The 23,599-nt window shown below is 67.0% G+C and carries 22 protein-coding genes and 1 riboswitch; of the genes, 12 read left to right on the top strand and 10 right to left on the bottom strand.

The genetic code is table 11. The features are described 5' to 3' along the window. The first annotated feature begins 366 nt into the window (after window positions 1–366). A complete protein-coding gene (locus BN2503_RS11835) occupies window positions 367–687 on the top strand; it encodes a hypothetical protein (RefSeq protein WP_054256873.1) in 321 nt (106 codons plus the stop codon). Window positions 688–815: 128 nt separating this feature from the next. Here the strand turns inward: BN2503_RS11835 and BN2503_RS11840 are convergent, their stop codons facing one another. The 6 genes from BN2503_RS11840 to BN2503_RS11865 all read right to left on the bottom strand — a co-directional run bounded on the left by BN2503_RS11840 (window position 816) and on the right by BN2503_RS11865 (window position 8,509). Then, complete coding sequence (locus BN2503_RS11840) at window positions 816–1,472, bottom strand: c-type cytochrome (RefSeq protein ID WP_054256874.1); 657 nt, start codon at window positions 1,470–1,472, stop codon at window positions 816–818. 95 nt (window positions 1,473–1,567) lie between these two features. Next, window positions 1,568–2,395 (bottom strand): HAD family hydrolase, encoded by an 828-nt coding sequence (locus BN2503_RS11845; RefSeq protein ID WP_054256875.1) that lies wholly within the window; start codon window positions 2,393–2,395, stop codon window positions 1,568–1,570. Between the two features lie 2 nt (window positions 2,396–2,397). After that, window positions 2,398–4,023, bottom strand: coding sequence for a peptide chain release factor 3 (locus tag BN2503_RS11850; protein WP_054256876.1), 1,626 nt, complete (start codon window positions 4,021–4,023; stop codon window positions 2,398–2,400). Continuing rightward, window positions 3,945–5,606 (bottom strand): PepSY domain-containing protein, encoded by a 1,662-nt coding sequence (locus BN2503_RS11855; protein WP_074930339.1) that lies wholly within the window; start codon window positions 5,604–5,606, stop codon window positions 3,945–3,947. Before BN2503_RS11855 ends, BN2503_RS11850 begins: the two co-directional genes overlap by 79 nt. Window positions 5,607–5,771: 165 nt before the next feature. Next, window positions 5,772–7,970, bottom strand: a complete 2,199-nt coding sequence (locus BN2503_RS11860; protein WP_082366575.1) for a TonB-dependent receptor — start codon at window positions 7,968–7,970, stop codon at window positions 5,772–5,774. 179 nt (window positions 7,971–8,149) lie between these two features. Continuing rightward, window positions 8,150–8,509 (bottom strand): DUF2946 family protein, encoded by a 360-nt coding sequence (locus BN2503_RS11865; RefSeq protein WP_054256877.1) that lies wholly within the window; start codon window positions 8,507–8,509, stop codon window positions 8,150–8,152. A gap of 188 nt (window positions 8,510–8,697) precedes the next feature. Continuing rightward, window positions 8,698–8,779: riboswitch (S-adenosyl-L-homocysteine riboswitch) on the top strand. 75 nt (window positions 8,780–8,854) lie between these two features. Here BN2503_RS11865 and ahcY point away from each other — a divergent pair. The 5 genes from ahcY to BN2503_RS19395 all read left to right on the top strand — a co-directional run bounded on the left by ahcY (window position 8,855) and on the right by BN2503_RS19395 (window position 13,391). Continuing rightward, a complete protein-coding gene (gene ahcY / locus BN2503_RS11870) occupies window positions 8,855–10,261 on the top strand; it encodes an adenosylhomocysteinase (RefSeq protein ID WP_054256903.1) in 1,407 nt (468 codons plus the stop codon). A gap of 114 nt (window positions 10,262–10,375) precedes the next feature. Beyond that, the gene (locus BN2503_RS11875; protein WP_054256878.1) at window positions 10,376–11,377 is read left to right on the top strand and encodes a TlyA family RNA methyltransferase; all 1,002 of its coding nucleotides are present in this window, start codon (window positions 10,376–10,378) and stop codon (window positions 11,375–11,377) included. Beyond that, complete coding sequence (metF, locus tag BN2503_RS11880) at window positions 11,374–12,207, top strand: methylenetetrahydrofolate reductase [NAD(P)H] (RefSeq protein WP_054256879.1); 834 nt, start codon at window positions 11,374–11,376, stop codon at window positions 12,205–12,207. The genes BN2503_RS11875 and metF overlap by 4 nt, the downstream gene beginning before the upstream one ends. A 37-nt stretch (window positions 12,208–12,244) precedes the next feature. Further along, the gene (locus BN2503_RS11885; RefSeq protein ID WP_054256880.1) at window positions 12,245–12,790 is read left to right on the top strand and encodes a hypothetical protein; all 546 of its coding nucleotides are present in this window, start codon (window positions 12,245–12,247) and stop codon (window positions 12,788–12,790) included. After that, window positions 12,756–13,391, top strand: coding sequence for a septal ring lytic transglycosylase RlpA family protein (locus BN2503_RS19395; RefSeq protein WP_233495062.1), 636 nt, complete (start codon window positions 12,756–12,758; stop codon window positions 13,389–13,391). Before BN2503_RS11885 ends, BN2503_RS19395 begins: the two co-directional genes overlap by 35 nt. Here the strand turns inward: BN2503_RS19395 and BN2503_RS11895 are convergent. Further along, window positions 13,388–14,263, bottom strand: coding sequence for a 23S rRNA (adenine(2030)-N(6))-methyltransferase RlmJ (locus BN2503_RS11895; protein WP_054256881.1), 876 nt, complete (start codon window positions 14,261–14,263; stop codon window positions 13,388–13,390). The genes BN2503_RS19395 and BN2503_RS11895 overlap by 4 nt on opposite strands. 79 nt (window positions 14,264–14,342) lie before the next feature. Between BN2503_RS11895 and BN2503_RS11900 the strand changes: the two genes are divergently transcribed. The 5 genes from BN2503_RS11900 to mdtD all read left to right on the top strand — a co-directional run bounded on the left by BN2503_RS11900 (window position 14,343) and on the right by mdtD (window position 19,085). Next, on the top strand, window positions 14,343–16,097 hold the full coding sequence (locus BN2503_RS11900) for a serine/threonine protein kinase (protein ID WP_054256882.1): 1,755 nt from the start codon (window positions 14,343–14,345) through the stop codon (window positions 16,095–16,097). A 149-nt stretch (window positions 16,098–16,246) separates the two neighbouring features. Further along, window positions 16,247–16,675, top strand: a complete 429-nt coding sequence (gene rplM / locus BN2503_RS11905) for a 50S ribosomal protein L13 (protein ID WP_054256883.1) — start codon at window positions 16,247–16,249, stop codon at window positions 16,673–16,675. Between the two features lie 11 nt (window positions 16,676–16,686). Then, on the top strand, window positions 16,687–17,079 hold the full coding sequence (gene rpsI / locus BN2503_RS11910; protein WP_054256884.1) for a 30S ribosomal protein S9: 393 nt from the start codon (window positions 16,687–16,689) through the stop codon (window positions 17,077–17,079). A 161-nt stretch (window positions 17,080–17,240) separates the two neighbouring features. Further along, the gene (gene erpA / locus BN2503_RS11915) at window positions 17,241–17,606 is read left to right on the top strand and encodes an iron-sulfur cluster insertion protein ErpA (RefSeq protein ID WP_054256885.1); all 366 of its coding nucleotides are present in this window, start codon (window positions 17,241–17,243) and stop codon (window positions 17,604–17,606) included. Between the two features lie 102 nt (window positions 17,607–17,708). Beyond that, a complete protein-coding gene (gene mdtD / locus BN2503_RS11920) occupies window positions 17,709–19,085 on the top strand; it encodes a multidrug transporter subunit MdtD (protein WP_233495063.1) in 1,377 nt (458 codons plus the stop codon). On the opposite strand, the gene BN2503_RS11925 is transcribed toward mdtD, so the two are convergent. Both BN2503_RS11925 and BN2503_RS11930 read right to left on the bottom strand, forming a co-directional pair. Continuing rightward, entirely contained in the window at window positions 19,073–20,158 is a 1,086-nt protein-coding gene (locus BN2503_RS11925) for an anhydro-N-acetylmuramic acid kinase (RefSeq protein ID WP_054256904.1), read from the bottom strand. The two genes, mdtD and BN2503_RS11925, sit on opposite strands and share 13 nt — an antisense overlap. A gap of 34 nt (window positions 20,159–20,192) precedes the next feature. Further along, complete coding sequence (locus tag BN2503_RS11930; protein WP_054256887.1) at window positions 20,193–21,560, bottom strand: M23 family metallopeptidase; 1,368 nt, start codon at window positions 21,558–21,560, stop codon at window positions 20,193–20,195. A 199-nt stretch (window positions 21,561–21,759) separates the two neighbouring features. Between BN2503_RS11930 and tyrS the strand changes: the two genes are divergently transcribed. Then, a complete protein-coding gene (tyrS, locus tag BN2503_RS11935) occupies window positions 21,760–22,992 on the top strand; it encodes a tyrosine--tRNA ligase (protein ID WP_054256888.1) in 1,233 nt (410 codons plus the stop codon). A gap of 92 nt (window positions 22,993–23,084) precedes the next feature. On the opposite strand, the gene BN2503_RS11940 is transcribed toward tyrS, so the two are convergent. Beyond that, window positions 23,085–23,513: a bacteriohemerythrin gene (locus BN2503_RS11940; RefSeq protein ID WP_054256889.1), complete on the bottom strand. Its 429-nt coding sequence runs from the start codon at window positions 23,511–23,513 to the stop codon at window positions 23,085–23,087. Window positions 23,514–23,599: the final 86 nt, after the last annotated feature.

The following is a 23,599-nucleotide window of genomic DNA, read 5'->3' on the forward strand; positions in this document are numbered from 1 at the left end:
AAGGAAGACCTCTTTGCGGGTTTTCTTGGGCAGGGGGTCAAGGCCAAGCGTGATCTGATCCATGTCCGTGATCGTCGGTCCTCATCAGGCTCTGCGCCAGTCGGAATGACCAGGGGTTTTGCAGACCTTCCCTAGTGGTTCGACTGTTGCGTAATCCCATCGTGCGGGGTTCAAGAATGGCTGGGTTTACGCGGGGAACCGCAGGCAACGTGCTGGCGAGGGGAAAGGTCCGGACTGTCGAGGGTGCCGGGTTGGGGCTGTGGCTGGGATACTTGGAGACTCTGTAGCTTATGAGAACCTGCCGCCCACAGCCGCAGCCGGCCTGGGCGTTGATCGCTCCGGTGCGCTGGAGCGTCTAACGTGCTTATGACCGCGCGCATCATCCACATCCATTCCGCAGCGCCGCCCAAGCCTGCGTACGGCGCGCCGTGCAATGGCTGTGGCCTGTGCTGTCTGGCCGAGCCCTGTCCGCTGGGCATGCTGGTGTCGCGCCGCCGCACTGGCGCGTGCGTGGCGCTGCGCTGGAGCGAGGCAGCGCAGTGCTACCGCTGCGGCGTGCTGGCCGATCCGCCAGACCAGCGTGTGGGGCGGGCCCTGTGGCGTGCGCTGGCGCGGCGCTGGATTGGTGCCGGGCTGGGGTGCGATGCCGATCTGGCGGCATTCCCGGCGGAGAATGCTCCTGAATAAATAGCTGCTGGCGCTTGGCTGATAAGCGCTGAAGCCCTATTTCACCCTGAATTTCGAGGGCGTACACGGAGACGCGCCCTCGGTGCCCTGGTGGCTGGCGCCAGGGCCAGCACCATGGCGTACGCTCGTCAGGGCATGGAGGACACAAAGGCCACCAGTGCCTCGATGTCGTTGTCGCTGAGCAGCTTGGTGTTGGGCGTCATGATCGAGTTGGCGCGGGTGTTGGGGCCGTCGCGGTAGCGCTTGAGGGTGGAGCGCAGGTACTCGGTCTGCTGGCCGGCGATGCGGGCGATTTGGTCGTTGCCGCGACCCATGTCGCCGTGGCAGCGGAAGCAGTTCTTGCTGAAGATGTCCTGGCCTTTGGCTGCCAGGGCTTTGTCCGCGGTGGGCTTGTGCACGACGTCCTGGGCCGAGTAGAACAGCACCATGCCGATTTTCTCGTCGCTGTTCATCGCACGGATCATGCCTTCCATGAACTCGTAACGGCGGCGTCCGTCGGCGAACTGGCGCACCTGCTCCAGCAGGTAGGCAGGGTTTTGGCCGGCCAGGTTGGGCACCGAAGGCTTGGTGCTGTTGCCGCCGTCGCCGTGGCAGTTGGCGCACACCGCCGCCACCTTGCGGCCCACCTTGTACAGCTCGTCGGCCACTTTGGGGTCGGCCATGGCCTCCTTGAAGCGTGTCTCGATATCCACCTTGTTCCGGCTGGACTGGGCCATCGCGGCTGGCTGCCATGCCAGGCAGGCCGTCAACGCCAGCACAAGAACTGCAGGGATACGCTTTGCCATGGTCAAACCCTTTTTTTGAAAAGGTCATTCTAGGGGACATGCCGGCGCTCTGACGTAGCGTGCAGGCCACGAAGTCTGCGCGATACCCCGGCTTGTCAGTTGTGCTTGACGTTGAGCAAGAGGCGCGCCATTTCGGCGAAGCCCGCGCCGCGCTCGCGCTGCGTGACGTAGCGCGGCAGGTGTTGCAGTTGCGGCACGAAGCGCGCGATGTTGGCCACGCCGACGCTGTGCGGGAAGTGCTGGAACATGCGCTGGTCGTTGGTCGAGTCACCGATGTAGACCCAGTCGTTCAGCTCGGCGTCCAGATCGCGTCCCAGCCGCTGGCGCACGATCCAGCGTGCTCCTTCGAGCTTGTCGTGCGTGCCGTACCAGCCGTTGATGTGGATGCTGCTGACGGTGGCGTTCATGCCGGCGGCGCGCATCAGCGCCACACACTGGTCGATGCGCTCCTGCGGCAGCTGCGTGAACTCGCTGTGGTCGATGGCGATGTCGCACTCACGCCCTGCCGAGTCGGCAGCGCGCTGCGCGCCGGGTACGGTGGCCTCGATATGGGCCAGTACCTGCTGCATGCGTGCGTAGTTGGCTGCGCGCGTGGCAGCGTCCTGTAGATGCAGTTTTGATAGCTGCTCGCGCTTTTCTGGCAAGGGCTGGAGAGCATTTTTTCCTTCATCCCGTGCCGGTGGCAGCAGCGCCACTGCGCCGTTTTCGGCGACGATCGCATCCACTGGCCAGACCTGGGCAAAGGGCTCGCTCCAGCCCACGGGGCGACCGGTGATGGGGATCACATGCAGGCCCGCCGCTTTCAGCGCGCCCAGTGCCTGCAGCGCGTCGGCGGTGATGGCCCCGTCGGTGGTCAGCGTGTCGTCGATATCGGTGAACACGCCGCGCAGGTGTGGTGGCTGCCAAAGGGCCAGGGGCTGCATGGTCAGCTGCTGCTTAGCGACAGGCCCGCATGCTCGCGCAGTGGGTGGAAATGGATCTTCGGAAAGCGCTCTTGCGCCAACCGCACGTCATACGGGCTGGTGCACAGGTAGGCCAGGGTGTTGGCGGCGTCGTGCGCCATGCGCAGTGGGTAGGCATTCTCGAACTCGCGCAGCTCGGCCGGCGTGTCGGCGGTGATCCAGCGCGCGCCGGTGTACTGGCAGCCTTCGAGGCGGATGTCGCAGTCGTACTCGGTTTTCAGGCGGTGCTGCACCACTTCGAACTGCAGCTGGCCCACGGCGCCCAGCAGCATGTTGCCGCCGGCGTCGGGCTTGAAGACCTGAATGGCGCCTTCCTCGCCCAGCTCCATCAGGCCCTGCTGCAGCTGTTTCGAGCGCAGCGGGTTCTTCAGCACCACGGTCATGAACAGCTCGGGGGCGAAGAAGGGCAGGCCGGTGAACTGCAGCGCTGGCCCGTCGGTGATGGAGTCGCCCAGCTGCACGCCCCCGTGGATGGTGAAGCCGATGATGTCGCCTGCGTAAGCTTCATCCACGGCCTCGCGGCGCTGGCTCATAAAAGTCACCACGGAAGTGGGGCGCAGCTCTTTGCCGGTGCGCTGCACCTTCATCTTCATGCCGGGGGTGTACTTGCCGCTGGCCACACGCACAAAGGCGATGCGGTCACGGTGGTTGGCATCCATGTTGGCCTGCACCTTGAACACCACGCCGGAGAAGCCTTTGTCTTCGGGGTGGATGGTTCTCTCCTCGCGCTGGCGGTTGACCTCGGTGTAGGCGATGCGCGTGCCCGGGGGGGGCGACATGTCGACGACGGCGTTGAGCACCTCCTGCACGCCGAAGTTGTTCACCCCCGAGCCGAAGAACACCGGTGTGAGCTTGGCGGCCAGGAACTGCGCGTGGCTCCATTCCGTGGAGGCGCCCACGGCCAGCTCCATGCTGTCCAGGGCATCGTCGAACGCCTGGCCAAAGCGCGCGCGCAGCTTGTCCTTTTCTGTCAGTGGAATGACCTCGAAGTCTTCCGGGCGCTTCTCGCTGCCGGGCTGGAACACTGTCATGCTCTGCGTGCGCAGGTCGATGATGCCGCCAAACGATTTGCCCTGGCCCACGGGCCAGGTGATGGGGCAGCAGGGCATGCCCAGTTCGCGTTCGACTTCGTCGAGGATGTCCAGCGGGTCGCGCACCTCGCGGTCCATCTTGTTGACGAAGGTGATGATGGGCGTGTCGCGCTGGCGGCAGACTTCGATCAGGCGGCGCGTCTGCGCTTCCACGCCGTTGGCAGCGTCAATCACCATCAGCGCCGAGTCCACGGCGGTGAGCACGCGGTAGGTGTCCTCGGAGAAGTCTTTGTGGCCGGGCGTGTCGAGCAGGTTGATGACGTGGTCGCGGTACTGCATCTGCATCACCGAGCTGGCCACCGAGATGCCGCGCTGCTTTTCGATTTCCATCCAATCGGACGTGGCGTGGCGCGATGCCTTGCGGCCCTTGACGGCGCCGGCAATCTGGATCGCGCCCGAGAACAGCAGCAGCTTTTCCGTCAGCGTGGTCTTGCCCGCGTCGGGGTGGGAGATGATGGCGAAGGTGCGGCGGCGGCGGGTTTCGTCGAGGAAGGACACGGCAGGGGCTCCGGGGCGCGGCGCGGGTGGCCGCGCACAGTAGGGCAAAGCCCACGATTATCCCCGCTGGCCGCGTGCAGCTTGCGCGCCAGGCGCCGCCAGCCGACCACCACGCCGGTCAGGCTCAGCGCCGTGCCGCCCAGGCTCAGGGCGATCAGCAGGGCGTCCCATGCCGGGCGGTGCTGTAGCAGCGGCAGCCAGTCCCAGCTGTGCAGCATGCCGAACAGCCAGCGGCTGGCGCGGCGGTGGCTGTCGAGGCGGCCTAGCACCGCGCCGGTGGCGGGGTCGATGTGCACCCAGGTGCCATGGGCGTCTTCGAACACGGCGCGTAGCACGGGCAGGGGTTTTCCCCCTGCGCTGGTCATGGTGTGCTCGGCGCGGTCGTAGTAGTACAGGTCATACGCCTGCAGCGTCTCCAGCCGCGCCAGCGGCGCGTCCACCAGGCGGGCGGCCTGGGCTCGCAGGCGTGCCGCGTCCACGGTGGTGGGGCGGGCGGTGGCAGCGTCCAGCAGCAGGGGCGGGCCGCTGGCGCCATGGGCCTGTACCACGGTGTCGCCCAGGGTACGCGTCCAGCGCAGCTCGCGCACGCCGGGGCCTGCTGTCTGCAGGAGCGCCTGTACGCGCGCGGCGCTGTCGGCCAGTTGCAGGGGGCCGCCGTGCAGGGCTGCGGTGCGCAGCGCGGGGGCGCCGCTGTCGAAGATTTTCCAGGGGTTCATGGACATCAGGCCGCTGAAGATCCAGGCGCAGGTGCTCAGACCGAACAGCAATCCGGCCACGTGGTGCCAGCGCATCACCGCGCCGGGGTAGGGTGTGCGCGCGCCGCTTTTGTAGCGCCCCGCGAAGCGCCAGCGCCACAGGCCCACCGTGGTGCCGGTGAGGGCCAGGGCGATGCCCAGCAGGCTCAGACCGTCGACGATGCCGGTCCAGTAGGTGCCTAGCGCGCCGCCGCGCAAGGGGTAGAGCCAGTGGAGCCAGGCGCCCAGGTAGTTCCAGGCGCGCTCGTGGCGTGGCGCGTCGCGCACCACCTCGCCGGTCTGGCTGGAGACGTAAAGCACGGTGGCCGCCGCGTCGTGCAGTTGCAGCATGTGCAGCGGGCGGTGCGTGTCCAATGCGCGCGAGTGGGTGAAGGCGTCCTCGCCGATCTCGCCCAGGTACTGTGGCGCCGCCAGCGCGGCCGAGCCGGGTGGCAGCTGCGCCTGGAATGCCAGGGCCGAGGCCTGGGCGTGTGCGGCGTCGGCGTGCGCCAGCCGCGTGCCGGTGGCGGCGTCGACCACCACCGTGCGGGCCGGGCCTTGCGCAGGCACGGGAGTGGCAAGGTACACCGCCCGCCCGCCGCTGGCCGCCGCCAGGCGCAGCGTCTGCAGCGGGCCGGTGAGCCCGGCGGCGTGCAGCGCCTGTGCGGGCTCCAACAGGCCGGTGGCGGACAGCGGCGGCAGGTGGCGCAGGCGCTCTGCGGGCGTGAGCTTCGGGTAGCCCACGTACATCATCACCACACCGGAGATGAACCACATGGCGAAGAACGCGCTCAGCAGCACGCCCAGCCAGCGGTGCGCGAGAAAGATCCAGCGTTTAGCGTGGGGCATGTCAGTTCTCCAGGGCGCTACGCGCCATCTGCGGCCCATGAACCCGGCGCAGCCCTTGCGCGGCCAGCCGAGCAAGGGCTGCACCGCAGCGAGGGCCGCGTTCCCTTCCCACGCGAAGCGTGAGAGAGGGGGACGGTTTAAAGCGACTCAGGGGGTGTTTCACGTTCAAAACGCGGTGTGCAGCGTCACGTCCAAAGTGCGCGGCGCACCCAGGTAGACCTGGCCGGCGCGTGCCTCGGCACCGTAGATGCGGTCGGTGGCGTTGCGTATGCGGCCGGTGAGCGTGGTGCCGGGCGTGATCTTCCACGCCAGGCCCAGGTCGAGCAGGGTGTATGCAGGCCAGTACTGGGTGTTGGCGGCGTCGGCGTAGGTCTTGCCCACGTGGCGCACGCCGGCGCTGGCCGTAACGGCATGGGTGATGCCGTACGACAGCCACAGGTTGGCCACGGTTTGCGGGGTGAGCGTGGGCACCATGCCAGCCAGCGAGACGCCACCCTGCATGAAGTTTTCATAGCGTGCGCGGGTGTGCATCAGGTTGCCCTGGACCTGCCAGCGCGCGCTGGGGCGCAGGCCGATGGCCAGCTCCACGCCGCGCGAGGACTGCTCACCCACCAGCTGGGTGACGCCGGGGGTGTTCGGGTCTTGCGAGGCAATGTTGCGCCGCCGGATGTCGAACACCGCCACCGTGGCCGAGCCCTTGCCGTTCCAGAAGTCCAGCTTGCTGCCCACCTCCAGCTGGCGGCCGGTGGTCAGTTCGCTGTTGGTGCGCACATCGCCGAAGGTGGCGGTAGAGAGCGAGCCCGACGGTGGGTCCGCCGCTGTGGCCGCCTGGGCGTACAGGTTGGCGTCGGGCGCAAAGTCCCACACCACGCCGATGCGGCCGGTGGTGGGCTGGTAGCTGCGGCTGAAGCTGGCCGGGTTGGCCGTGGTGACTTCGCGGCGGTTGACCAGGTCGAGCGTGATGCGCTCGTGCCGCAGCGCTGTCACCAGGCTCACCGTGGGAGCCACGCGCGTGCGGTTCTCCAGGTACAGGGCGGTCGTGGTGGTCTTGTTGTCGCGGTCCGCGCGAAAGCCTGGGGCCATGCCCGGGATGTCGAAGAAGTTCTCGGTGGTGAAGTGGTACGGGTCCACGGTGCTGACCGTCAGGCCTAGGCTGTTGGGAAAGCGCGTTTGCCGGTTCACGCTCACGTCCAGGCCAAAGGCCCAGTCGCTGGCGTGCCCCGCCAGGGTGCCGCGGTAGGTGCCTTCGATGCGGTCGCCCACCACGTCCTGGTCGTGCCGCTGCAGGAGAACGCCGCTGCGTGCCACAGCGGTATTGCTGGCGTTGAAGCGGTAGGTCTCTACGTTGCGGTAGTCGCGCAGGGCGTCGTACACGTAAAAGGTGTTGCGCAGCTGCAGTGCGTCGGACACACGCCACTGCGCCACCGAGCGCAGCCACTGCACGCGTTGTGCGTACAGGCCGTCGGCGCTGTTGTAGTTCTGGAAGCGCGTGCCTTCGTCGATGCGTTGCGCCCCCCCGGCGGGGTTGAGCACCGGCGTGCCCCAGTAGGGGCGATCCACATGGTCCGTTTGGTACTCGTAAGCCAGCAGGTGGGTGATGCCCCCGCCCAGGTCGGACAGCAGCGAGGTCGCCAACTGCGTTGACCGCGTGTGCGTTCCCTGTGTCCAGCTGCCAGCGTCGCGGTGGTTCAGGTCCAGGCGTGCGAAATGCGCTGGGCCGTTGCCACCGGGTGTGCCCGCCAGCCGGCGGTTCAGACCGACCGAAGCCTCCTTGAGGTCGTACGAGCCCAGGCGCAGTTGTGCCTCCGTGAAGTCGCTGCGCTCGGCCGTTTTGGTGATGTAGTTCAGCGAGCCCCCCACGGCGCCGGAGCCGTACAGAAAGCTGGAGGCTCCGCCAATGGCTTCGACGCGGTCGTAAATCCAGCTGTCCACCGCGCGGGTGGCGCTGCCGTAATGCACGGTGATGCCGTTGTAGAGCTGTGTGACCGCGTTGCCGGTGAAGCCCCGGTAGCTGGCCGCCATCGAGCCCGGGGCGTTGTGCGCCGTCACGCCGGGGATGGCGCGCAGGATTTCCTGCGTGTCCTGCGCCCCTCGGGCGTCAATGGTGGCGCGGTCCACCACGGTGACGGAGGCCGGCGTTTCGCGCGCCGTCAAGCCCAGGCGGCTGCCGGTTTCCACCGGGGTGTCGAGCTGGAGTTTGCCGTTGGGCGTGGAGGCTGCGTCCACCACGTTCACGGTCTGCAGGGACGGGGTGGTGTCAATGGGCGGCGTTTGGGCCAGGGCGTGGTGGCTGGGCAGCAGTGCGCAGGCGAGCGAGAAAAGGGGGAGGGCGCGCACGGCGCGGCCTGGGTAAGCAAAAGACATGGCGAATCCACGAAAGCGCGTGTGGCGCCATGGGCCTGCGGTACTGCACGGGCGGCCCATGGCGGCAAGCAAAACAGGCGGAGCCGGCCTGCCTCGCAGGGGAGGCGGGTGCGGTCCACGGACAGCCGCGCGCGGGCGCGGCGGGACGGCAAGCGCGCATGCGCGCGTGCCTGTCGCTGTCAGGCGCGCAGTGACGGGGGGCCGCGGGCGGGCAGGGGCGCCGCTGTGGCAGCGGCGATGCGGGCTGCTGGAATGGACTGCAGCGCATGCGCCAGCGGCGCGGGGGCGGGCAGGCCCAGCGCCGGGGCGGGCGGCGGCGCGCCCGGTGTGGCGCACAGAGGGCAGTCCATGCCCGTAGGGGCCAGCTCCGGTGTGCCGTCGTTCGTGGTGGTGACGAGCTTCAGGGTGCCTGCGCCGGAGCAGATGGTTTGCAGGCCCTGTGGGTTGACCCACGGCGCGGCAATGGCCACGCCGCACGACGCCATGAACCACGCCAGCACCCAAAGGCGCAAGGCGGTGAAGGTTCGCAGGGCAGACATGGGGCCGGATGATACAGGGGCGGCCACTTGCCGCACGGGGTATGGCGAGGCGCTACTTTATTGATAGCTCTTGGCGCTTTCTGGTAAAGGCTTAGGGGCGATTTTCAGGTGAATTTTGGTGCGCCGGGGCCGGGTGCGGCGCGTTGGCGTCGCCCCATGCCGTTGGGGGAGGTCGGTATAATCCCCCGCTTTCCGAGGAGCGTTGCAGCGCCCCCAGCACGGCGGGGCGCGAGGCTCGGAATCCTACTTCTGCAACGACGCTCGCCCACGCTGGTCTTGTGCGGTGAGCCCCCTTTTCCCCTGCCAAGGCGCGTGGTTTTTCCTACTTTCATGAAGGACGACACCATGAGTGCTGCAACCCCCGCCGATTCCGCCATCGCCGACATCTCCCTTGCTGCCTGGGGCCGCAAGGAAATCGCCATTGCCGAGACCGAAATGCCCGGTCTGATGGCCATCCGCGAGGAATTCGCCGCCAGCCAGCCGCTCAAAGGCGCGCGCATCACCGGCTCGCTGCACATGACCATCCAGACCGCGGTGCTGATCGAGACGCTCAAGGCCCTGGGTGCCGACGTGCGCTGGGCCTCGTGCAACATCTTCTCCACGCAGGACCATGCGGCGGCGGCCATCGCCGCCGGCGGCACGCCGGTGTTCGCCATCAAGGGCGAGTCGCTGCAGGACTACTGGGACTACACGCACCGCATCTTCGAGTTCGGCAACAAGGGCCCGAACATGATTCTGGACGACGGCGGCGACGCCACGCTGCTCATGCACCTGGGCCAGCGCGCCGAGAAGGACGCGAGCGTGCTGGCCAACCCGGGCAGCGAGGAGGAGCGCATCCTGTTCGCCGCCATCAAGGCCAAGCTGGCGCAGGACGCCACCTGGTACACGCGCATGAGCGCCGAGATCATCGGCGTGACCGAGGAAACGACGACCGGCGTGCACCGCCTGAACGAGATGTCGGCCAACGGCACGCTGCTGTTCCGCGCCATCAACGTGAACGACTCGGTGACCAAGAGCAAGTTTGACAACCTGTACGGCTGCCGCGAGTCGCTGGTGGACGGCATCAAGCGCGCCACCGACGTGATGATCGCCGGCAAGGTGGCCGTGGTGGCTGGCTACGGCGACGTGGGCAAAGGCTGCGCCCAGGCCCTGGCCGCGCTGCGCGCCCAGGTGTGGGTGACCGAGATCGACCCCATCAACGCCCTGCAGGCGGCCATGGAAGGCTACAAGGTGGTGACCATGGAGTACGCCGCCGACAAGGCCGACATCTTCGTGACCACCACCGGCAACAAGGACGTGATCCGCCACGAGCACATGGTGGCGATGAAGAACGAATCCATCGTCTGCAACATCGGCCACTTCGACAACGAGATCGACGTGGCGTCGATCGAGAAGTACCAGTGGGAAGAGGTCAAGCCCCAGGTCGATCACGTCATCTTCCCGGACGGCAAGCGCATCACCCTGCTGGCCAAGGGCCGCCTGGTGAACCTGGGCTGCGCCACCGGCCACCCGAGCTTCGTGATGTCGTCGTCGTTTGCCAACCAGACGATCGCGCAGATCGAGCTGTTCACCAAGCCCGACGCCTACCAGCCCGGCAAGGTGTACGTGCTGCCCAAGATCCTCGACGAGAAGGTGGCACGCCTGCACCTGAAGAAGGTCGGCGCCCAGCTCACCGAGCTGACCGACGCGCAGGCCGCCTACATCGGCGTGAAGAAGGAAGGCCCCTACAAGGCCGACACCTACCGCTACTGAGCATCAAAAACCATAGCTGCCAGCGCTTGCCTGCAGCCATTTTCAGGATAAAAAGTGCCTGAATGTGGCTCTGGGCAAGCGCGGCCAGCTATCGAAACATGAGAGGACAGCGCCATGCGCGCCGATGTTTTTCTGGTGGAAGGCGGCCATGCCGCCACCCGCTCGCAGGCCCAGCGCCTGATTGCCGCTGGCGTGCAATGGCGCCTGGCGCCTACCCTGCCGTGGAATGCCGTGGCCAAGAACGGCGACGACATCCCGGCCGGGGCCGAGGTGCAACTGCTCGACGCCGCCGAGGCCAAGTACCTCTCGCGCGGCGGCCTGAAGCTTGAAGGTGCGCTGGCGGCGGCCGGCGTGCGCGTGGACGGCCTGCACTGCCTGGACGTGGGCCAGAGCACGGGAGGCTTCACCGACTGCCTGCTGCAGCACGGCGCCGCCCAGGTGGTGGGCGTGGACGTGGGCCAGGGCCAGCTGCACGAGCGCCTGCGTGCCGACGTGCGTGTGATCGGCGTGGAAGGGCTGAATGCCCGCCACATGACGCCCGAGGCCTTGCGGGACGCCTGCGAGGAGGCGCTGTGCGAGCGCATCGAGGCCGAGCCCGAGGACAACGACACCCAGCCGGTGGCGCCCTATGCCTGGATGCGCAACGGCGGCCTGGTCGATGAAGACTACGACGACAGCGACGACGCCAAGGAGCAGGAGGTCGAGGCCTTCAAGGCCGAGCGCGCCGCCAAGGCCCAGGCCCGTGCCACCGGCAAGGTGGCCACGGTGCGCCAGCGCATGGCCGGGCGCGAGGACGTGGCCATTCCCGCTGCGTTCGAGCTGGTCACGGGCGACCTGTCTTTCATCTCCCTCACGCTGGTGCTGCCCGCGCTGGTGCCGCTGCTGGCGCCGCAGGGCGCGTTGCTCATGCTGGTCAAGCCGCAGTTCGAGCTGCAGCCGGGCCAGGTGGGCAAGGGGGGCATCGTGCGCGATGCGGCGCTGTTCCCACTGGTCGAGCAGCGCTTGCGCGACTGCTGCGCACAACTGGGCCTGCAGGTGCTGGGCTGGTACGACAGCGCCATCGAAGGCGGCGACGGCAACCGCGAGTTCTTTATTTACGCCAGGAGGGCCGCATGAGCCTGCCCATCAGTTTTGAGTTCTTCCCGCCCAAGACGCCCGAGGGCGCGGAAAAGCTGCGCGCGGTGCGCCAGCAGCTGTATGCGCTGCGTCCGCAGTTCTGCTCCGTCACCTACGGCGCGGGCGGCTCCACGCAAGAAGGCACGTTTGCCACGGTGTGCGCCATCCTGGGCGAGGGCATGGATGCCGCATCGCACTTCTCGTGCATTGGCGCCACGCGCGCTGGCGTGCGTGCGCAACTGGCCGAGCTCAAGGCGATGGGCGTCAAGCGCCTGGTGGCGCTGCGCGGTGACCTGCCCAGCGGCTATGGCATAGGCGGCGAGTTCCATTACGCCAGCGACCTGGTGGCTTTCATCCGTGCGGAAACCGGGCGCGACTTTCACATCGAGGTGGCGGCCTATCCCGAGGTACACCCCCAGGCGCGCTCGCCCGAGGCCGATCTGCAGGCCTTTGCTGCCAAGGTGCGCGCCGGTGCCGATTCGGCCATCACCCAGTATTTCTTCAACGCCGACGCCTACAGCCGCTTTGTGGACGACGTGCGCCGCCTGGGCCTGGATGTGCCCGTGGTGCCGGGCATCATGCCCATCATGGGATCGACCCAGTTGATGCGCTTTTCCGACGCCTGTGGCGCCGAAATCCCGCGCTGGATTCGCCTGCGCCTGCAGGGCTTTGGTGACGACACGGCCAGCATCCGTGCCTTCGGCATGGACGTGGTGGCGCAGCTGTGCGAGCAACTGCGCCGCGCGGGCGCGCCGGGCCTGCACTTCTACACCATGAACCAGAGTGCGACCACCCAGGCCCTGTGCCAGCGTCTGGGGCTGATTGGGTAATATCGCGCGTCCTTTTTCGCATTGCCGTGTTGCCGCCATGAAAGCCGTACGGATCGTCGCCTTGCTTGCCTTGCCCCTGTCGGGTGTCTTTGCCGCTGCGCCTGCAGCCGCCCAGTACTACGGGCGCGGCTATACCCCGCCGCCAGAAGAGCCGCCCTACGTGCAGTTCATGGGCGGGCGCTGCCGTGACCTGTACAACGCCTTGCGTGCCCGCACCCTGCCGTCATCGCACGAGGTCGTCGAGGGCATGCGGCGCGAGTACCGCCGTGACTGCGAGGAAGAAGAGCAGGACGCTCGCCTGCGCTACTACGACCAGCGCAACGATGCGCGCCGTGCCAAGTACGACGACCGGCGCGATGCGCGCCGGCAGGCCGATGTGCAGTACAAGGAGCGCCGCGCCGATATGCTGGCCAGCCGCCAGGAGGCGGAAATCGGGCGCCAGCTGACGGCTGAGCAATCCGCCCAGTGCGCGGAGTCGTACCGCATCCTGGCGGCCAAGAAGGCGCGCACGGATCTGTCGGTGGGTGAACTGAATGATCTGCGGCGGTTTGAAGACAACGTGGCCGCGCGCTGCCGCCGCTGAGGTGCGGCGCGCCCGTTGGCGCTGGGGCGTGCGCGCCACGGCGCTGGCGTGGTTGCTCTGGGGCGCTATGGCTGCGGGCGGCGCCTGGGCCAGCGAGGGGCTTAACCCCAAAAGCGAGGATTTTGCCCCCTTCGTCCTGACAGTGCCCGGCGAGGCCATGCTGCTCGATCCGCCCGGCGCCGTGTCGCCTGATGAAGAGGAGGCGCCCGAGCTGCCTGCCGGCAACCCCTACGAGCTGCGCGAAACGGAGCGCGGCGGTGCATCGTGGTACGGAGCGCGCTTTCACCGCCGGCGCACGGCCAGCGGCGAGCGCTTTGACATGCGCGCCTTGACGGCGGCGCACCGCACTTTGCCGTTCGGCACCCGCGTGTGTGTGCGCAGCCTGCTCACGGGGCGCGCCGTGGAAGTGCGCATCAACGACCGCGGTCCCTTTCATCCTGGGCGCGTGATCGACCTGAGCATGGCCGCCGCTGAAAAGCTGGGCAGCAAGGGGCTGGGTATCAAGCAGGTATCGCTTGCCACCATGGACGACGCCGCCGACCTGTGCCAGGACGGCCCGCCGCCCGAGCCCGAGGAAGGTGCCGAGGCGGATGGGGATTAGCCTGCGGCTTCGAGGCTGTGGGCTGCGTGGCGATCCTGCGCCAGCAGTTGCTGCATCTGCGGCAGGGCTTCCTTCAGCGCACCGTGCAGGGTGTAGGGCGGGTTGATGAGGAACATGCCGCTGGCGGGCAGACCGGGGCGCTTTTCCGACAGTGGCGTGATCTTGCTGGACTTGACCGTCAGCGTAGCGTGGAGCCAGCCCTTGCCGGCTTTGGTGGCCAACTGCTTGAGGCGGCGTGGCAGGTCATGGGCTTCCTGGCGCGCGATGATCGGGTACCAGACGGCATAGGTGCCGGTGGCAAAGCGCCGCAGCGCGTCGTCCACCATGTCCACCACGCGGCCATAGTCGCTCTTGATTTCATAGCTGGGATCGCACAGCACCAAAGCCCTGCGGGCGGGTGGCGGCAAAAATTTCTTCAGGCCCTCGAAGCCGTCCTCAAGCAGGATGGCCACTTGGCGCCCGGCCTCGAGCTGCGCCACGTTGCCCGCGAGCAGGCGGTGGTCCGTCGGGTGCAGCTCGAACAGCTTGAGCCGGTCATGCGCGCGCAGCAGGCGCTGGGCAATGAAAGGGGAGCCGGGGTAAATCTTCGTGCTGGCCGCAGAGGCATTGAACGAACGTACCAGGTCGACATACTCCTGCAGCGCAGGCGCCAGTGCGGACGCCTGCGCCAGGCGCAGAAAGCCCTCGGCGGCCTCGCCGCTGGCGTGCGCGTAGTCGCCGTCGAGCCGGTACAACCCTGCGCCCGCGTGGGTGTCCAGCACGGTGAGTGCCGCGTCCTTTTGTATCAAATGTTGCAAAACTGCAACCAGAACCGTGTGTTTGAGCACGTCGGCATGGTTGCCTGCATGGAAGGCGTGGCGATAACTGAACATGGCCCTATGGTAGCGGCGCTGGGTAGGCCACAATCTGTGCCGCACCGCAGCATTCCGCTCCTTTGCCTCCGCCTTATCGATGACAGACCCTTTTGCCGCCGCCGCCCCCGCTGTCAGCGTCGACCATGTCGACGCCTTGCCCGTGGGCGCGCGCCTGGGGGAGTTTGAGATCCTGGCCTTGCTGGGCGTGGGGGGGTTTGGCATGGTCTACAAGGCCTTCGACCATTCGCTGCACCGCCATGTCGCCATCAAGGAATACATGCCTGCGGCACTGGCCGCGCGTGTGCAGGGGCTGCAGCTGTCGGTGCGCGCCTCCGCTGATCTGCAGACATTTCAGGCCGGGCTGGCCTCGTTCGTCGAAGAGGCGCGGCTGCTGGCGCAGTTCGACCATCCCTCGCTGGTCAAGGTGTTCCGTTTTTGGGAGGCCAACAACACCGCCTACATGGTGATGCCGCTGTACCAGGGCATGACCTTGAAGCAAGCGCGTGCGTTCATGCGCAAGCCGCCGTCTGAGGCCTGGCTGCGCAAGGTGCTCTGGGCCGTGCTGGACGCGCTGCGGGTGCTGCACGAGAACGACACGCTGCACCGCGACATCTCGCCCGACAACATCTTTTTGCAGGATGCCGGGCCCCCGGTGCTGCTCGATCTGGGGGCGGCGCGCCACGCGATCTCTGCGCCCGCAGCGCAGCTCACCGCGATTCTCAAGGTCAATTACGCGCCGATTGAGCAATACACCCAGGAAAGCGGCGAGGCGCCGCTGCCCCAGGGGCCGTGGAGCGACCTGTACGCCCTGGCAGCGGTGGTTCACGGCTGCATCTGCAACGATACGCCGCTGCCGGCGACGCTGCGGGCCATCCGCGACCGAATGGTGCGCTTTGCGCGCGTTGCCCGAACCGTGAAGCGCCAGTTCGGCGTGGAGTATTCCGACGCCTTTGTGGCGGCCATTTCCCAGGCGCTGGAGGTGCAGCCAGGAAAGCGTCCGCAAAGCATCGATGCTTTCCTGGCGCGCATGGAGATGCAGGTGCCGCCCGAGGGGCTGGCCCATTTCGATTGGAAAGCCGAGCTGGGTTCGGCCTGGGAGTCCTCGCCAGAGTCGGCGCAGGAGGCTGCGGCCGATGCCGATTTGCCCACCCGGCTCATGGAGCATCCGGCGGGTGAGGCGGCGGTCGATCTGGATTTCGGCGCCATGCACCGAGACGCAGCACCGCCCGCAGCGTCCGATGGCCATGGTGATACGGTTTTTGTGGCGGAAACCGTGGCTGCGCCGCCGCCACGCATCGCGCAGCAGCGCTCCCGGGCCCGGCGGCAGGTTTGGGGGGCGGCGGCCTTGGCCGGTCTAGCGCTGGCCGTGGCCGGTTGGTGGGGCTTGCGGCCCATGGCCGCCGTGTCGTCGGATGGGCTGGCCACGCAGGTGGCAGAGCCGCCCGTACCGCCCGCAGAGGCACCCACTCCTGCAGCGCCTGCGCCTACCGAGGAGATCATTGAGGAATACGAGCCAGCGCCGGCCCCTGCGCCGGCGCCCGTGGCTGTTGCCGCGTCGGCTCCGCGCCCAGCGTTGCAGCGGCGCGCCGCGCGGCCTGCCCCCGCAGAGCCTGTGCCGACGCCGCCACCGGCTGCGGCTCCTGAGAAGCCGGTGGCGGTGCCTGCGCCGACGGTCAAGCCAGCGCCGCCCCCGCGTGGCCCCGAGGAGGCCTGCGCGGATGCCAACTTCCTGACACGGCCCATGTGCATCCACAACGAATGCCAGAAACCGGCGCTCTCCAGCCACCCTGTGTGCGTCGAGGCGCGCCGCCGCTACGAGGCCGACGCTCGCCGCCAAAGCATGAGCCCTTGAGGATTCGTCGGGCTTTTCGTATAATGATTGGCTTCGCAGCGTTTTCATAGGGTCCCGCGGCGAAGCTTTGAACCCACCTAAGAGGCTCCCTCAAGAGGAGCGCCGACCGTGGAAAAGGGCCTTCCCTCCCTCTCAACCAAGAGAAAACCATGACTACTTTCAGCGCAAAGCCCGCTGAGGTCGTGCATGAGTGGTTTGTGATTGACGCCACCGATAAGGTGCTCGGCCGGGTCGCCAGCGAAGTGGCCCTGCGTCTGCGCGGCAAGCACAAAGCCATTTACACGCCTCACGTCGACACCGGTGACTTCATCGTCGTCGTCAACGCCTCCAAGCTCAAAGTGACTGGCACCAAGTCCCTGGACAAGGTGTACTACCGTCACTCCGGCTATCCCGGCGGCATCACGGCCACGAACTTCCGCGACCTGCAAGCCAAGCATCCCGGCCGTGCGCTGGAGAAGGCCGTCAAGGGCATGCTGCCCAAGGGCCCCCTCGGCTACGCCATGATCAAGAAACTCAAGGTGTACGGCGGTGCAGAGCATCCCCACACCGCACAGCAGCCCAAGGCGCTGGAAATCTAAGGAGTCTTGAGATGATTGGTGAATGGAACAATGGCACCGGCCGTCGCAAGTCCAGCGTCGCCCGTGTGTTTCTGAAGAAGGGCTCCGGCAAGATCACTGTGAATGGCAAAGACATTCAGCAGTATTTCGGCCGTGAAACCTCCATCATGATCGCCAAGCAGCCGCTCGTGCTGACCAACCATGTCGAAACCTTCGACATCCAGGTCAACGTGCACGGCGGCGGTGAATCCGGCCAGGCCGGTGCCACCCGCCACGGCATCACCCGCGCCCTGATCGACTACGACGCAGCCCTCAAGCCCACGCTGAGCGCAGCAGGCTTCGTGACGCGCGATGCCCGTGAAGTCGAGCGTAAAAAGGTCGGCCTGCACTCTGCTCGCCGCGCCAAGCAGTTCTCGAAGCGCTAATCCGCACGAGTTGTCTGCGATATTTGCAAAGCCACCTTCGGGTGGCTTTGTCTTTTGGGGTGCGCAAAGCCCCCATCGGCAAGGCCGGCAAGGCGGGCCTTGCCTGAATTCCCGAGCGGATTGCAGTAGCATTTCGACAGTTTGGAAAACCGGAGAGATTCATGAGCGCCGTCGCCGAAAACGTCACCACCGACATGCCCACCCCCATCCATTTCACTGACAGCGCTGCAGCCAAGGTCGCGGATTTGATCGCCGAGGAAGGCAACCCTGACCTGAAACTGCGCGTGTTCGTGCAAGGCGGTGGCTGCTCGGGCTTCCAGTACGGTTTCACGTTCGACGAAATCACCAACGACGACGACACCACTATGACCAAGAATGGAGTCTCCCTGCTGATCGACGCGATGAGCTACCAGTACCTCGTGGGTGCCGAGATCGACTACAAGGAAGACTTGCAGGGTGCGCAGTTCGTCATCAAGAACCCCAATGCCGAGACGACCTGCGGCTGCGGCTCCAGTTTCTCGGTCTGAGTCCTGCTCGCGGCACCCCTGGCCGTAGCGTGCCGCCCCACCAGGGCGGCTTTTTTTTGAGCCCACGCCAACCCTATGCCCACTGGAATCGAGCGATCCCGCATGCCCTTGCTGTGGCTGGTGGCGGTGGGCTTCTTCATGCAGACGCTGGACGCGACCATCGTCAATACTGCGCTGCCTGCCATGGCGCAGAGCCTGGGCGAGAGTCCGCTGCGCATGCAGTCGGTGGTGGTGGCGTACTCACTGGCCATGGCCATGCTGATCCCTGCATCGGGGTGGATCGCGGATCGCTTTGGGCCGCGCCGCGTCTACCTGGGCGCTATCAGCGCCTTCGTGCTCGGCTCGGTCTTATGCGCCTTGTCCCCGCGCCTTGACCTGCTGGTGGCTGCTCGGGTGCTGCAGGGCTTGGGCGGGGCCTTGCTGCTGCCGGTGGGGCGTTTGGTGGTGCTGCGCACGTTTCCGCGCGACCAGTTTTTGCACGCCATGGGTTTTGTGACCATTCCCGGCTTGGTGGGGCCGCTCATTGGCCCGACGCTGGGGGGCTGGCTGGTGGAGACGGCGTCCTGGCACTGGATCTTTCTTATCAACGTCCCGGTCGGCCTGGCCGGTTGCATGGCCACGCTGCGGTTCATGCCGCAAGTGCAGGGGCCGCCTGCGGGCCGCTTCGATGCCGCGGGCTACGGCCTGCTGGCCTTTGGCATGGTCGCACTGTCCCTGGGGCTCGATGGCCTATCGGGCCTGGGCATGGGGCAGGCGGCGGTGCTGCTGCTCATGGTGTTTGGCCTTGCCAGCGTGGCGGCCTACTGGCTGCACGCGGCGCGCGCGCCGCAGCCGCTGTTTTCTCCCCACCTGTTCGCGCAGCCGTCGCTGCGTATCGGGCTGCTGGGCAATCTGTTTGCCCGGCTGGGCAGCGGCAGCATGCCGTTCCTGGTTCCTTTGCTGTTGCAGGTGAGCATGGGCTACTCACCACTGCAGGCCGGCATGATGATGCTGCCTGTGGCCGTGGCCGGCATGGGCGCCAAGCCGCTGGCCATGTGGCTCATCGACCGTATGGGCTATCGCCGCGTATTGGTGGGCAACACCCTGGCGGTGGGGGTGGTGATGGCCAGCTTCGCGCTCACGTCGCCGGACCACCCGTGGGCGCTGCGCGTGGCGCAACTGGCACTGTCCGGTGCAGTGAATTCGCTGCAGTTCACGGCCATGAACACGGTCACCCTGAAGGACCTGGCGCCCGATATGGCCAGCAGCGGCAACAGCCTGCTTTCGATGGTGCAGATGCTGGCCATGGGGATGGGGGTGGCCGCAGCCGGGGCGGTGCTGGGGGCTTTTACGGCGCTGTGGGGCGGCGCCGCGGGGCAGACGCTGCCCGCGTTCCACGCCACCTTTGCCTGCATGGGGCTGATGACCATGGCAGCGGCAGGCATCTTCGCCCAGCTCGCACCGGATGGGCCTGCCGATGGGCCTTCTCAGGCGGGATAGATGGCGCCGAGGATGCGCGGACCCGCTGCGCCGGTGACGCGGGGCAGGTTGCCGGCCAGGCCGTTCATGCAACGCTGGGCCAGCCAGGCGAACGCTGCCGCCTCGACCTGCAGGGGAGGCAGGCCATGCTGGGCTGACGACTCCACCGCCCAGCCGGGTAGCAACGCTGCCAGGCGCCGCATCAGGTGGCCGTTGTGTGCGCCACCACCGCAGACGATCAACAATTTGCTCTCGTTTCCATAGCTTCTAGCGCTTGCTGCACAAGCGCTAGCGGTCAATTCGGCCAAGGTCGCTTGCACATCTGCCGGGTTCGCCGCAGGTGCGGCGTGGAGCCGCTGCTGCAGCCATTGCGGGTGGAACAGGTCGCGTCCGGTGCTCTTGGGCGGCGGTAGCGCCAGGAACGGTTCTGCCTGGAGCGCCTGCAGCAGCGCCGGCAGCACTTGCCCGCTGGCGGCCCACGCGCCGTTGTCGTCATAGGGACGGCCCAGGTGCTGTTGGCACCAGTGGTCCATCAAGGCGTTGCCGGGGCCGCAGTCGAAGCCCAGCACCGAGCCGTCCGCGCCCAGTACGCTCAGGTTGGCGATGCCGCCCACGTTGAGCACACAGACCGTGCGGCCCGGCTGGCCAAACAGGTCCCAGTGGAATGCCGGCACCAGCGGTGCCCCCTGGCCGCCCGCTGCCACATCGCGGCTGCGGAAGTCGGCCACGGTGGTGATGCCCGTGCGCTCGGCCAGCAGCGCGGGATTGTTGAGCTGTAGCGTGTAGCCCGTGCCGTCAAACGCCTGAGGGCGGTGGCGCACTGTCTGCCCGTGGGCGCCGATGGCGCGCACGGCCTGGGCCGATACGCCGGTTTGCTGCAGCAGGGCCTGCACCGCCTGGGCATAGCATTCGGCCAGCGCATTGGCGGCCAGGGCGGCCCGGTGCAGTTCGTCGGTGCCGCTGCTGTTGAGGGCCAGCAGTTCGGCGCGCAGCGGCGCCGCGAAAGTGCGTGCCACGTGGCCGAGGACGCGCCCAGGGGGCGTGGCGAAGTCGGCCAGCACCGCATCCACGCCGTCGAGCGAGGTGCCCGACATCAGGCCGATGTAGAGCGCGCCCACGGTGACCAGATCAGTTCGCGCTGGCTTGCTGGAGGGTGTCGGCGGCGGCGAGCTGGCTGCGCATCATGCCAGCCAGGCGATCGAACGCGGGGCGCGCGGCGGCAGACACCGGCGCAGCCGCCTCGCTCTGGCGAGCGATGGTCATCGGGTCGTGCTGCTGGCCATTCACGCGGAACTCAAAGTGCAGGTGCGGGCCCGTGGCCCAGCCCGTGGCGCCAACAGCGCCCACGGTGTCGCCCTGTGCGACCGACTGCCCCTTGCGCACATCCATGCGGCTGAGGTGGGCGTAGACCGTTTCGTGGCCGTTGCCGTGCTTGACGAATACCACGTTGCCGTAGCCGTTCTGCACGCCAGCGAACTCGACCACGCCGTCTCCGACCGAGCGCACGGGCGTGCCCGTGGGGGCGGCGAAGTCGGTGCCCAGGTGGGCACGCCAGGACTTCTGGATGGGGTGAAAGCGCATGGCGAAGCCGCTGGAGATGCGCGTGAACGCCACGGGCGAGCTGAGATAGGCGCGCGCCATGCTCTGACCATCGGGCAGGTAGTAGGCCCCCTTGGCCTTGGGCGACTCCTGGAACCAGATGGCTTGGTGCGTCTTGCCGTTGTTGCGGAACTCCGCGCTGAGCACGCGGCCGCTGCGCAGCGGCTCGCCGTCGGCCTCCAGCGTTTCGTAGACGACCGAGAAGCGGTCTTCCTTGCGCAGCGCGCGGCGGAAGTCGATGCTGCCGGAAAAAATGTCGGCCAGCTGCGTGGCCACGCTGTCGGGAATGTTGGCCTCGTCCGTGGCTGCGAACAGCGAGCTGCGGATCACGCCGCCCGCCAGGCGGCTGCCCAGCTGCAGCGGGGCGGTCTCGATGCGCGAAGCCCATGCGCCGTTGGCGCCGCGCTCGATCACCAGGCGCTTGAAGTTGCCGCTGTCGTCATGGGCCCAGCGCGCGGTCAGGCGGATCAGGCGGTGGTCGTCGGTGGCCTCGGCTTTGACCTGGCGGTTGGTGCGGCCCAGCAACTGCTGGCGCGCCAGGGTGTCCGTGCGCAGGAAGGCGGCCGCGCTGGGGTCGGCCACGCCCATGCGCTGCAGCAGCGACTCGGCGGTGTCGCTGGCGCGCACCAGATCCGAGCGGTACAGCGCGTAGCTGGGCATGCTGTCGGACAGCGCAGCCAGGGTCTGGCCCTCGGCCAGCGAGGCGACGGGGTACTGCACGGTGCTGACCGGCAGGTCGGCCGGATCGGGGCCGAGCGAGGCCACGGCGAATGCGCCGCCGCCCCCGGTGAGGAGGAGGGTGGCAATAGCGGCGGTGATGCGGCGGGGGTGTTGCTGGGCTGCGCGGGCGATCCGTTCGAGCAAAGCCTTACTGGCGGTGGTCAAGCCGTTGGTCAAAGTCGTTCCCCAGGGCGTGGATGCACGTTCAGACAAAGCCTGCGCCGGGCTGTGGGGCGCGGTGCCTGAGTGTGCGGAGCAATCCGGAAATGCAAGCCTTCGACGGAGCCGAAGTGGCGGGCCTACTAGAATCCGCCTTTTGCAAAATGTGGCCCGGAGTATAGCGGCGCTCGCTTACCGGACATCCCCAGAAACCCTTATGAATCAATCTGCTGCCCCCACGAATCCGCCCAGCAATGAGGTGCGTCAAGCGCTGGAAATTTCCCTGCGCGGGGTGGACGAGCTGCTGCCCCAGGACGAATGGCTGAAGAAGCTCGTGCGCTCAGAGGCCTCGGGCCAGCCGCTGCGCATCAAGCTGGGGCTGGACCCGACGGCGCCGGACATCCACCTGGGCCACACCGTGGTGCTGAACAAAATGCGCCAGTTGCAGGATCTGGGCCACCAGGTGATTTTCCTGATCGGCGACTTCACCAGCCTGATCGGCGACCCTTCGGGGCGCAACAGCACGCGCCCGCCGCTCACAGCCGAGCAGATCAAGGCCAACGCCGAGACCTACTACACCCAGGCCGCCAAGGTGCTCGACCCGGCGCGCACTGAGATCCGCTACAACAGCGAATGGTGCGACCAGCTGGGCGCGCGCGGCATGATTGAGCTGTCGGCCAAGTACACGGTGGCGCGCATGATGGAGCGCAACGATTTCCACCAGCGCTTTTCCGAGGGCAACTCCATCAGCCTGCATGAATTCCTCTACCCGCTGATGCAGGGCTATGACTCTGTGGCGCTGAAGAGCGACCTGGAGCTGGGCGGCACGGACCAGAAGTTCAACCTGCTCATGGGGCGCCACCTGCAGCAGGAGTATGGGCAGGAGCCGCAGTGTGTGCTCACCATGCCGCTGCTCGTGGGGTTGGACGGCGAGCACAAGATGTCCAAGTCGAAGAACAACTACATTGGCATCACCGAGGACGCGAACACCATGTTTGCCAAGGTGCTGAGCATCTCGGACACGCTGATGTGGGACTGGTACACCCTGCTGTCCTTCAAGAGCCTGGCCGAGATCGCTGCGCTGAAAGCCGAAGTGGCGGGCGGGCGCAACCCGAAGGACGCCAAGGTGATGCTGGCCAAGGAGATCACTACGCGTTTCCACAATGCACAGGCGGCGGATGCTGCGGAGCAGGATTTTCAGAACCGCAGCAAGGGTGGCATTCCAGATGAAATTCCAGCCGTGAGCCTGTCCAGCGCCCCCCTGGGGATTGGCGCGGTTCTGAAGCAGGCCAACCTGGCGCCTTCGACCAGCGAGGCCAATCGCTTGATCGATGGTGGCGGTGTGCGCGTGGACGGCGCCGTGGTCAGCGACAAGGGCCTGAAACTTCCCGCTGGCAGCTATGTGGTGCAGGTGGGCAAGCGCAAGTTCGCCCGCGTCACGCTGGACTAATTGAGGGTAAAATGGCTGCTAGCCCTTTCTGGGTAAGCGCTAGCAGCTATTGAAAGAGAAGCGCCAGGAGGGGCGCAGGGTGGCCGCGCAGCTCAGGCAGCAGTGGCCTGGGCTTGCTGCGCGAAGGCGGCGCGGAAGAACGGCAAGTAGGCGCGATCGACCTTGCAGATGTGGTGGACCAGCCAGTCCTTGAGAAACTCCAGCGCTTCGATCGAGACCTCCTCGCCGTCCTCGAAGCGCATCAGCAAATCCATGGCCGTGCCCGTAAAGCGGTTGTGCTGTGCCTGGTGCGCCGGGGTTTCCGGGTAGTTGTGCTGCTGGAACAGCACTTCCTCGACGATGAAGTGATTGTGCGTGTAGTCCACCAGGCCTTCCAGCACGGCGCCAATGGCCTCGCGCTGTGGTGCGGGGCCGGAGATCTCGTCATGCAGGACGTTCGCCAGCCGCACCAGCTCCTTGTGCTGGTTGTCAATTTCCTCAATGCCCAGCTCCAGTTCGCTGGTCCACGGCATGAATGTCATTGTTTTCCTCCGTTCGCGGCCCGCCACATTGCCCGGCGCGGCGAAAGTTTGGCAGGAGGTTATTACTGATGCATGGCTGTCGTCTC

It is taken from the genome of Paenacidovorax caeni, from assembly GCF_001298675.1.
Lineage (GTDB): Bacteria > Pseudomonadota > Gammaproteobacteria > Burkholderiales > Burkholderiaceae_C > Paenacidovorax > Paenacidovorax caeni.

Bases quoted from the DNA above. Each gene is read 5' to 3' on its own strand.
- BN2503_RS11835 (WP_054256873.1), top strand. From the start codon at position 367: ATGACCGCGCGCATCATCCACATCCATTCCGCAGCGCCGCCCAAGCCT.
- BN2503_RS11840 (WP_054256874.1), bottom strand. From the start codon at position 1,472: ATGGCAAAGCGTATCCCTGCAGTTCTTGTGCTGGCGTTGACGGCCTGC.
- BN2503_RS11845 (WP_054256875.1), bottom strand. From the start codon at position 2,395: ATGCAGCCCCTGGCCCTTTGGCAGCCACCACACCTGCGCGGCGTGTTC.
- BN2503_RS11855 (WP_074930339.1), bottom strand. From the start codon at position 5,606: ATGCCCCACGCTAAACGCTGGATCTTTCTCGCGCACCGCTGGCTGGGC.
- BN2503_RS11860 (WP_082366575.1), bottom strand. From the start codon at position 7,970: ATGTCTTTTGCTTACCCAGGCCGCGCCGTGCGCGCCCTCCCCCTTTTC.
- BN2503_RS11865 (WP_054256877.1), bottom strand. From the start codon at position 8,509: ATGTCTGCCCTGCGAACCTTCACCGCCTTGCGCCTTTGGGTGCTGGCG.
- ahcY (WP_054256903.1), top strand. From the start codon at position 8,855: ATGAGTGCTGCAACCCCCGCCGATTCCGCCATCGCCGACATCTCCCTT.
- BN2503_RS11875 (WP_054256878.1), top strand. From the start codon at position 10,376: ATGCGCGCCGATGTTTTTCTGGTGGAAGGCGGCCATGCCGCCACCCGC.
- metF (WP_054256879.1), top strand. From the start codon at position 11,374: ATGAGCCTGCCCATCAGTTTTGAGTTCTTCCCGCCCAAGACGCCCGAG.
- BN2503_RS11885 (WP_054256880.1), top strand. From the start codon at position 12,245: ATGAAAGCCGTACGGATCGTCGCCTTGCTTGCCTTGCCCCTGTCGGGT.
- BN2503_RS11895 (WP_054256881.1), bottom strand. From the start codon at position 14,263: ATGTTCAGTTATCGCCACGCCTTCCATGCAGGCAACCATGCCGACGTG.
- BN2503_RS11900 (WP_054256882.1), top strand. From the start codon at position 14,343: ATGACAGACCCTTTTGCCGCCGCCGCCCCCGCTGTCAGCGTCGACCAT.
- rplM (WP_054256883.1), top strand. From the start codon at position 16,247: ATGACTACTTTCAGCGCAAAGCCCGCTGAGGTCGTGCATGAGTGGTTT.
- rpsI (WP_054256884.1), top strand. From the start codon at position 16,687: ATGATTGGTGAATGGAACAATGGCACCGGCCGTCGCAAGTCCAGCGTC.
- erpA (WP_054256885.1), top strand. From the start codon at position 17,241: ATGAGCGCCGTCGCCGAAAACGTCACCACCGACATGCCCACCCCCATC.
- mdtD (WP_233495063.1), top strand. From the start codon at position 17,709: ATGCCCTTGCTGTGGCTGGTGGCGGTGGGCTTCTTCATGCAGACGCTG.
- BN2503_RS11925 (WP_054256904.1), bottom strand. From the start codon at position 20,158: ATGTCGGGCACCTCGCTCGACGGCGTGGATGCGGTGCTGGCCGACTTC.
- tyrS (WP_054256888.1), top strand. From the start codon at position 21,760: ATGAATCAATCTGCTGCCCCCACGAATCCGCCCAGCAATGAGGTGCGT.
- BN2503_RS11940 (WP_054256889.1), bottom strand. From the start codon at position 23,513: ATGACATTCATGCCGTGGACCAGCGAACTGGAGCTGGGCATTGAGGAA.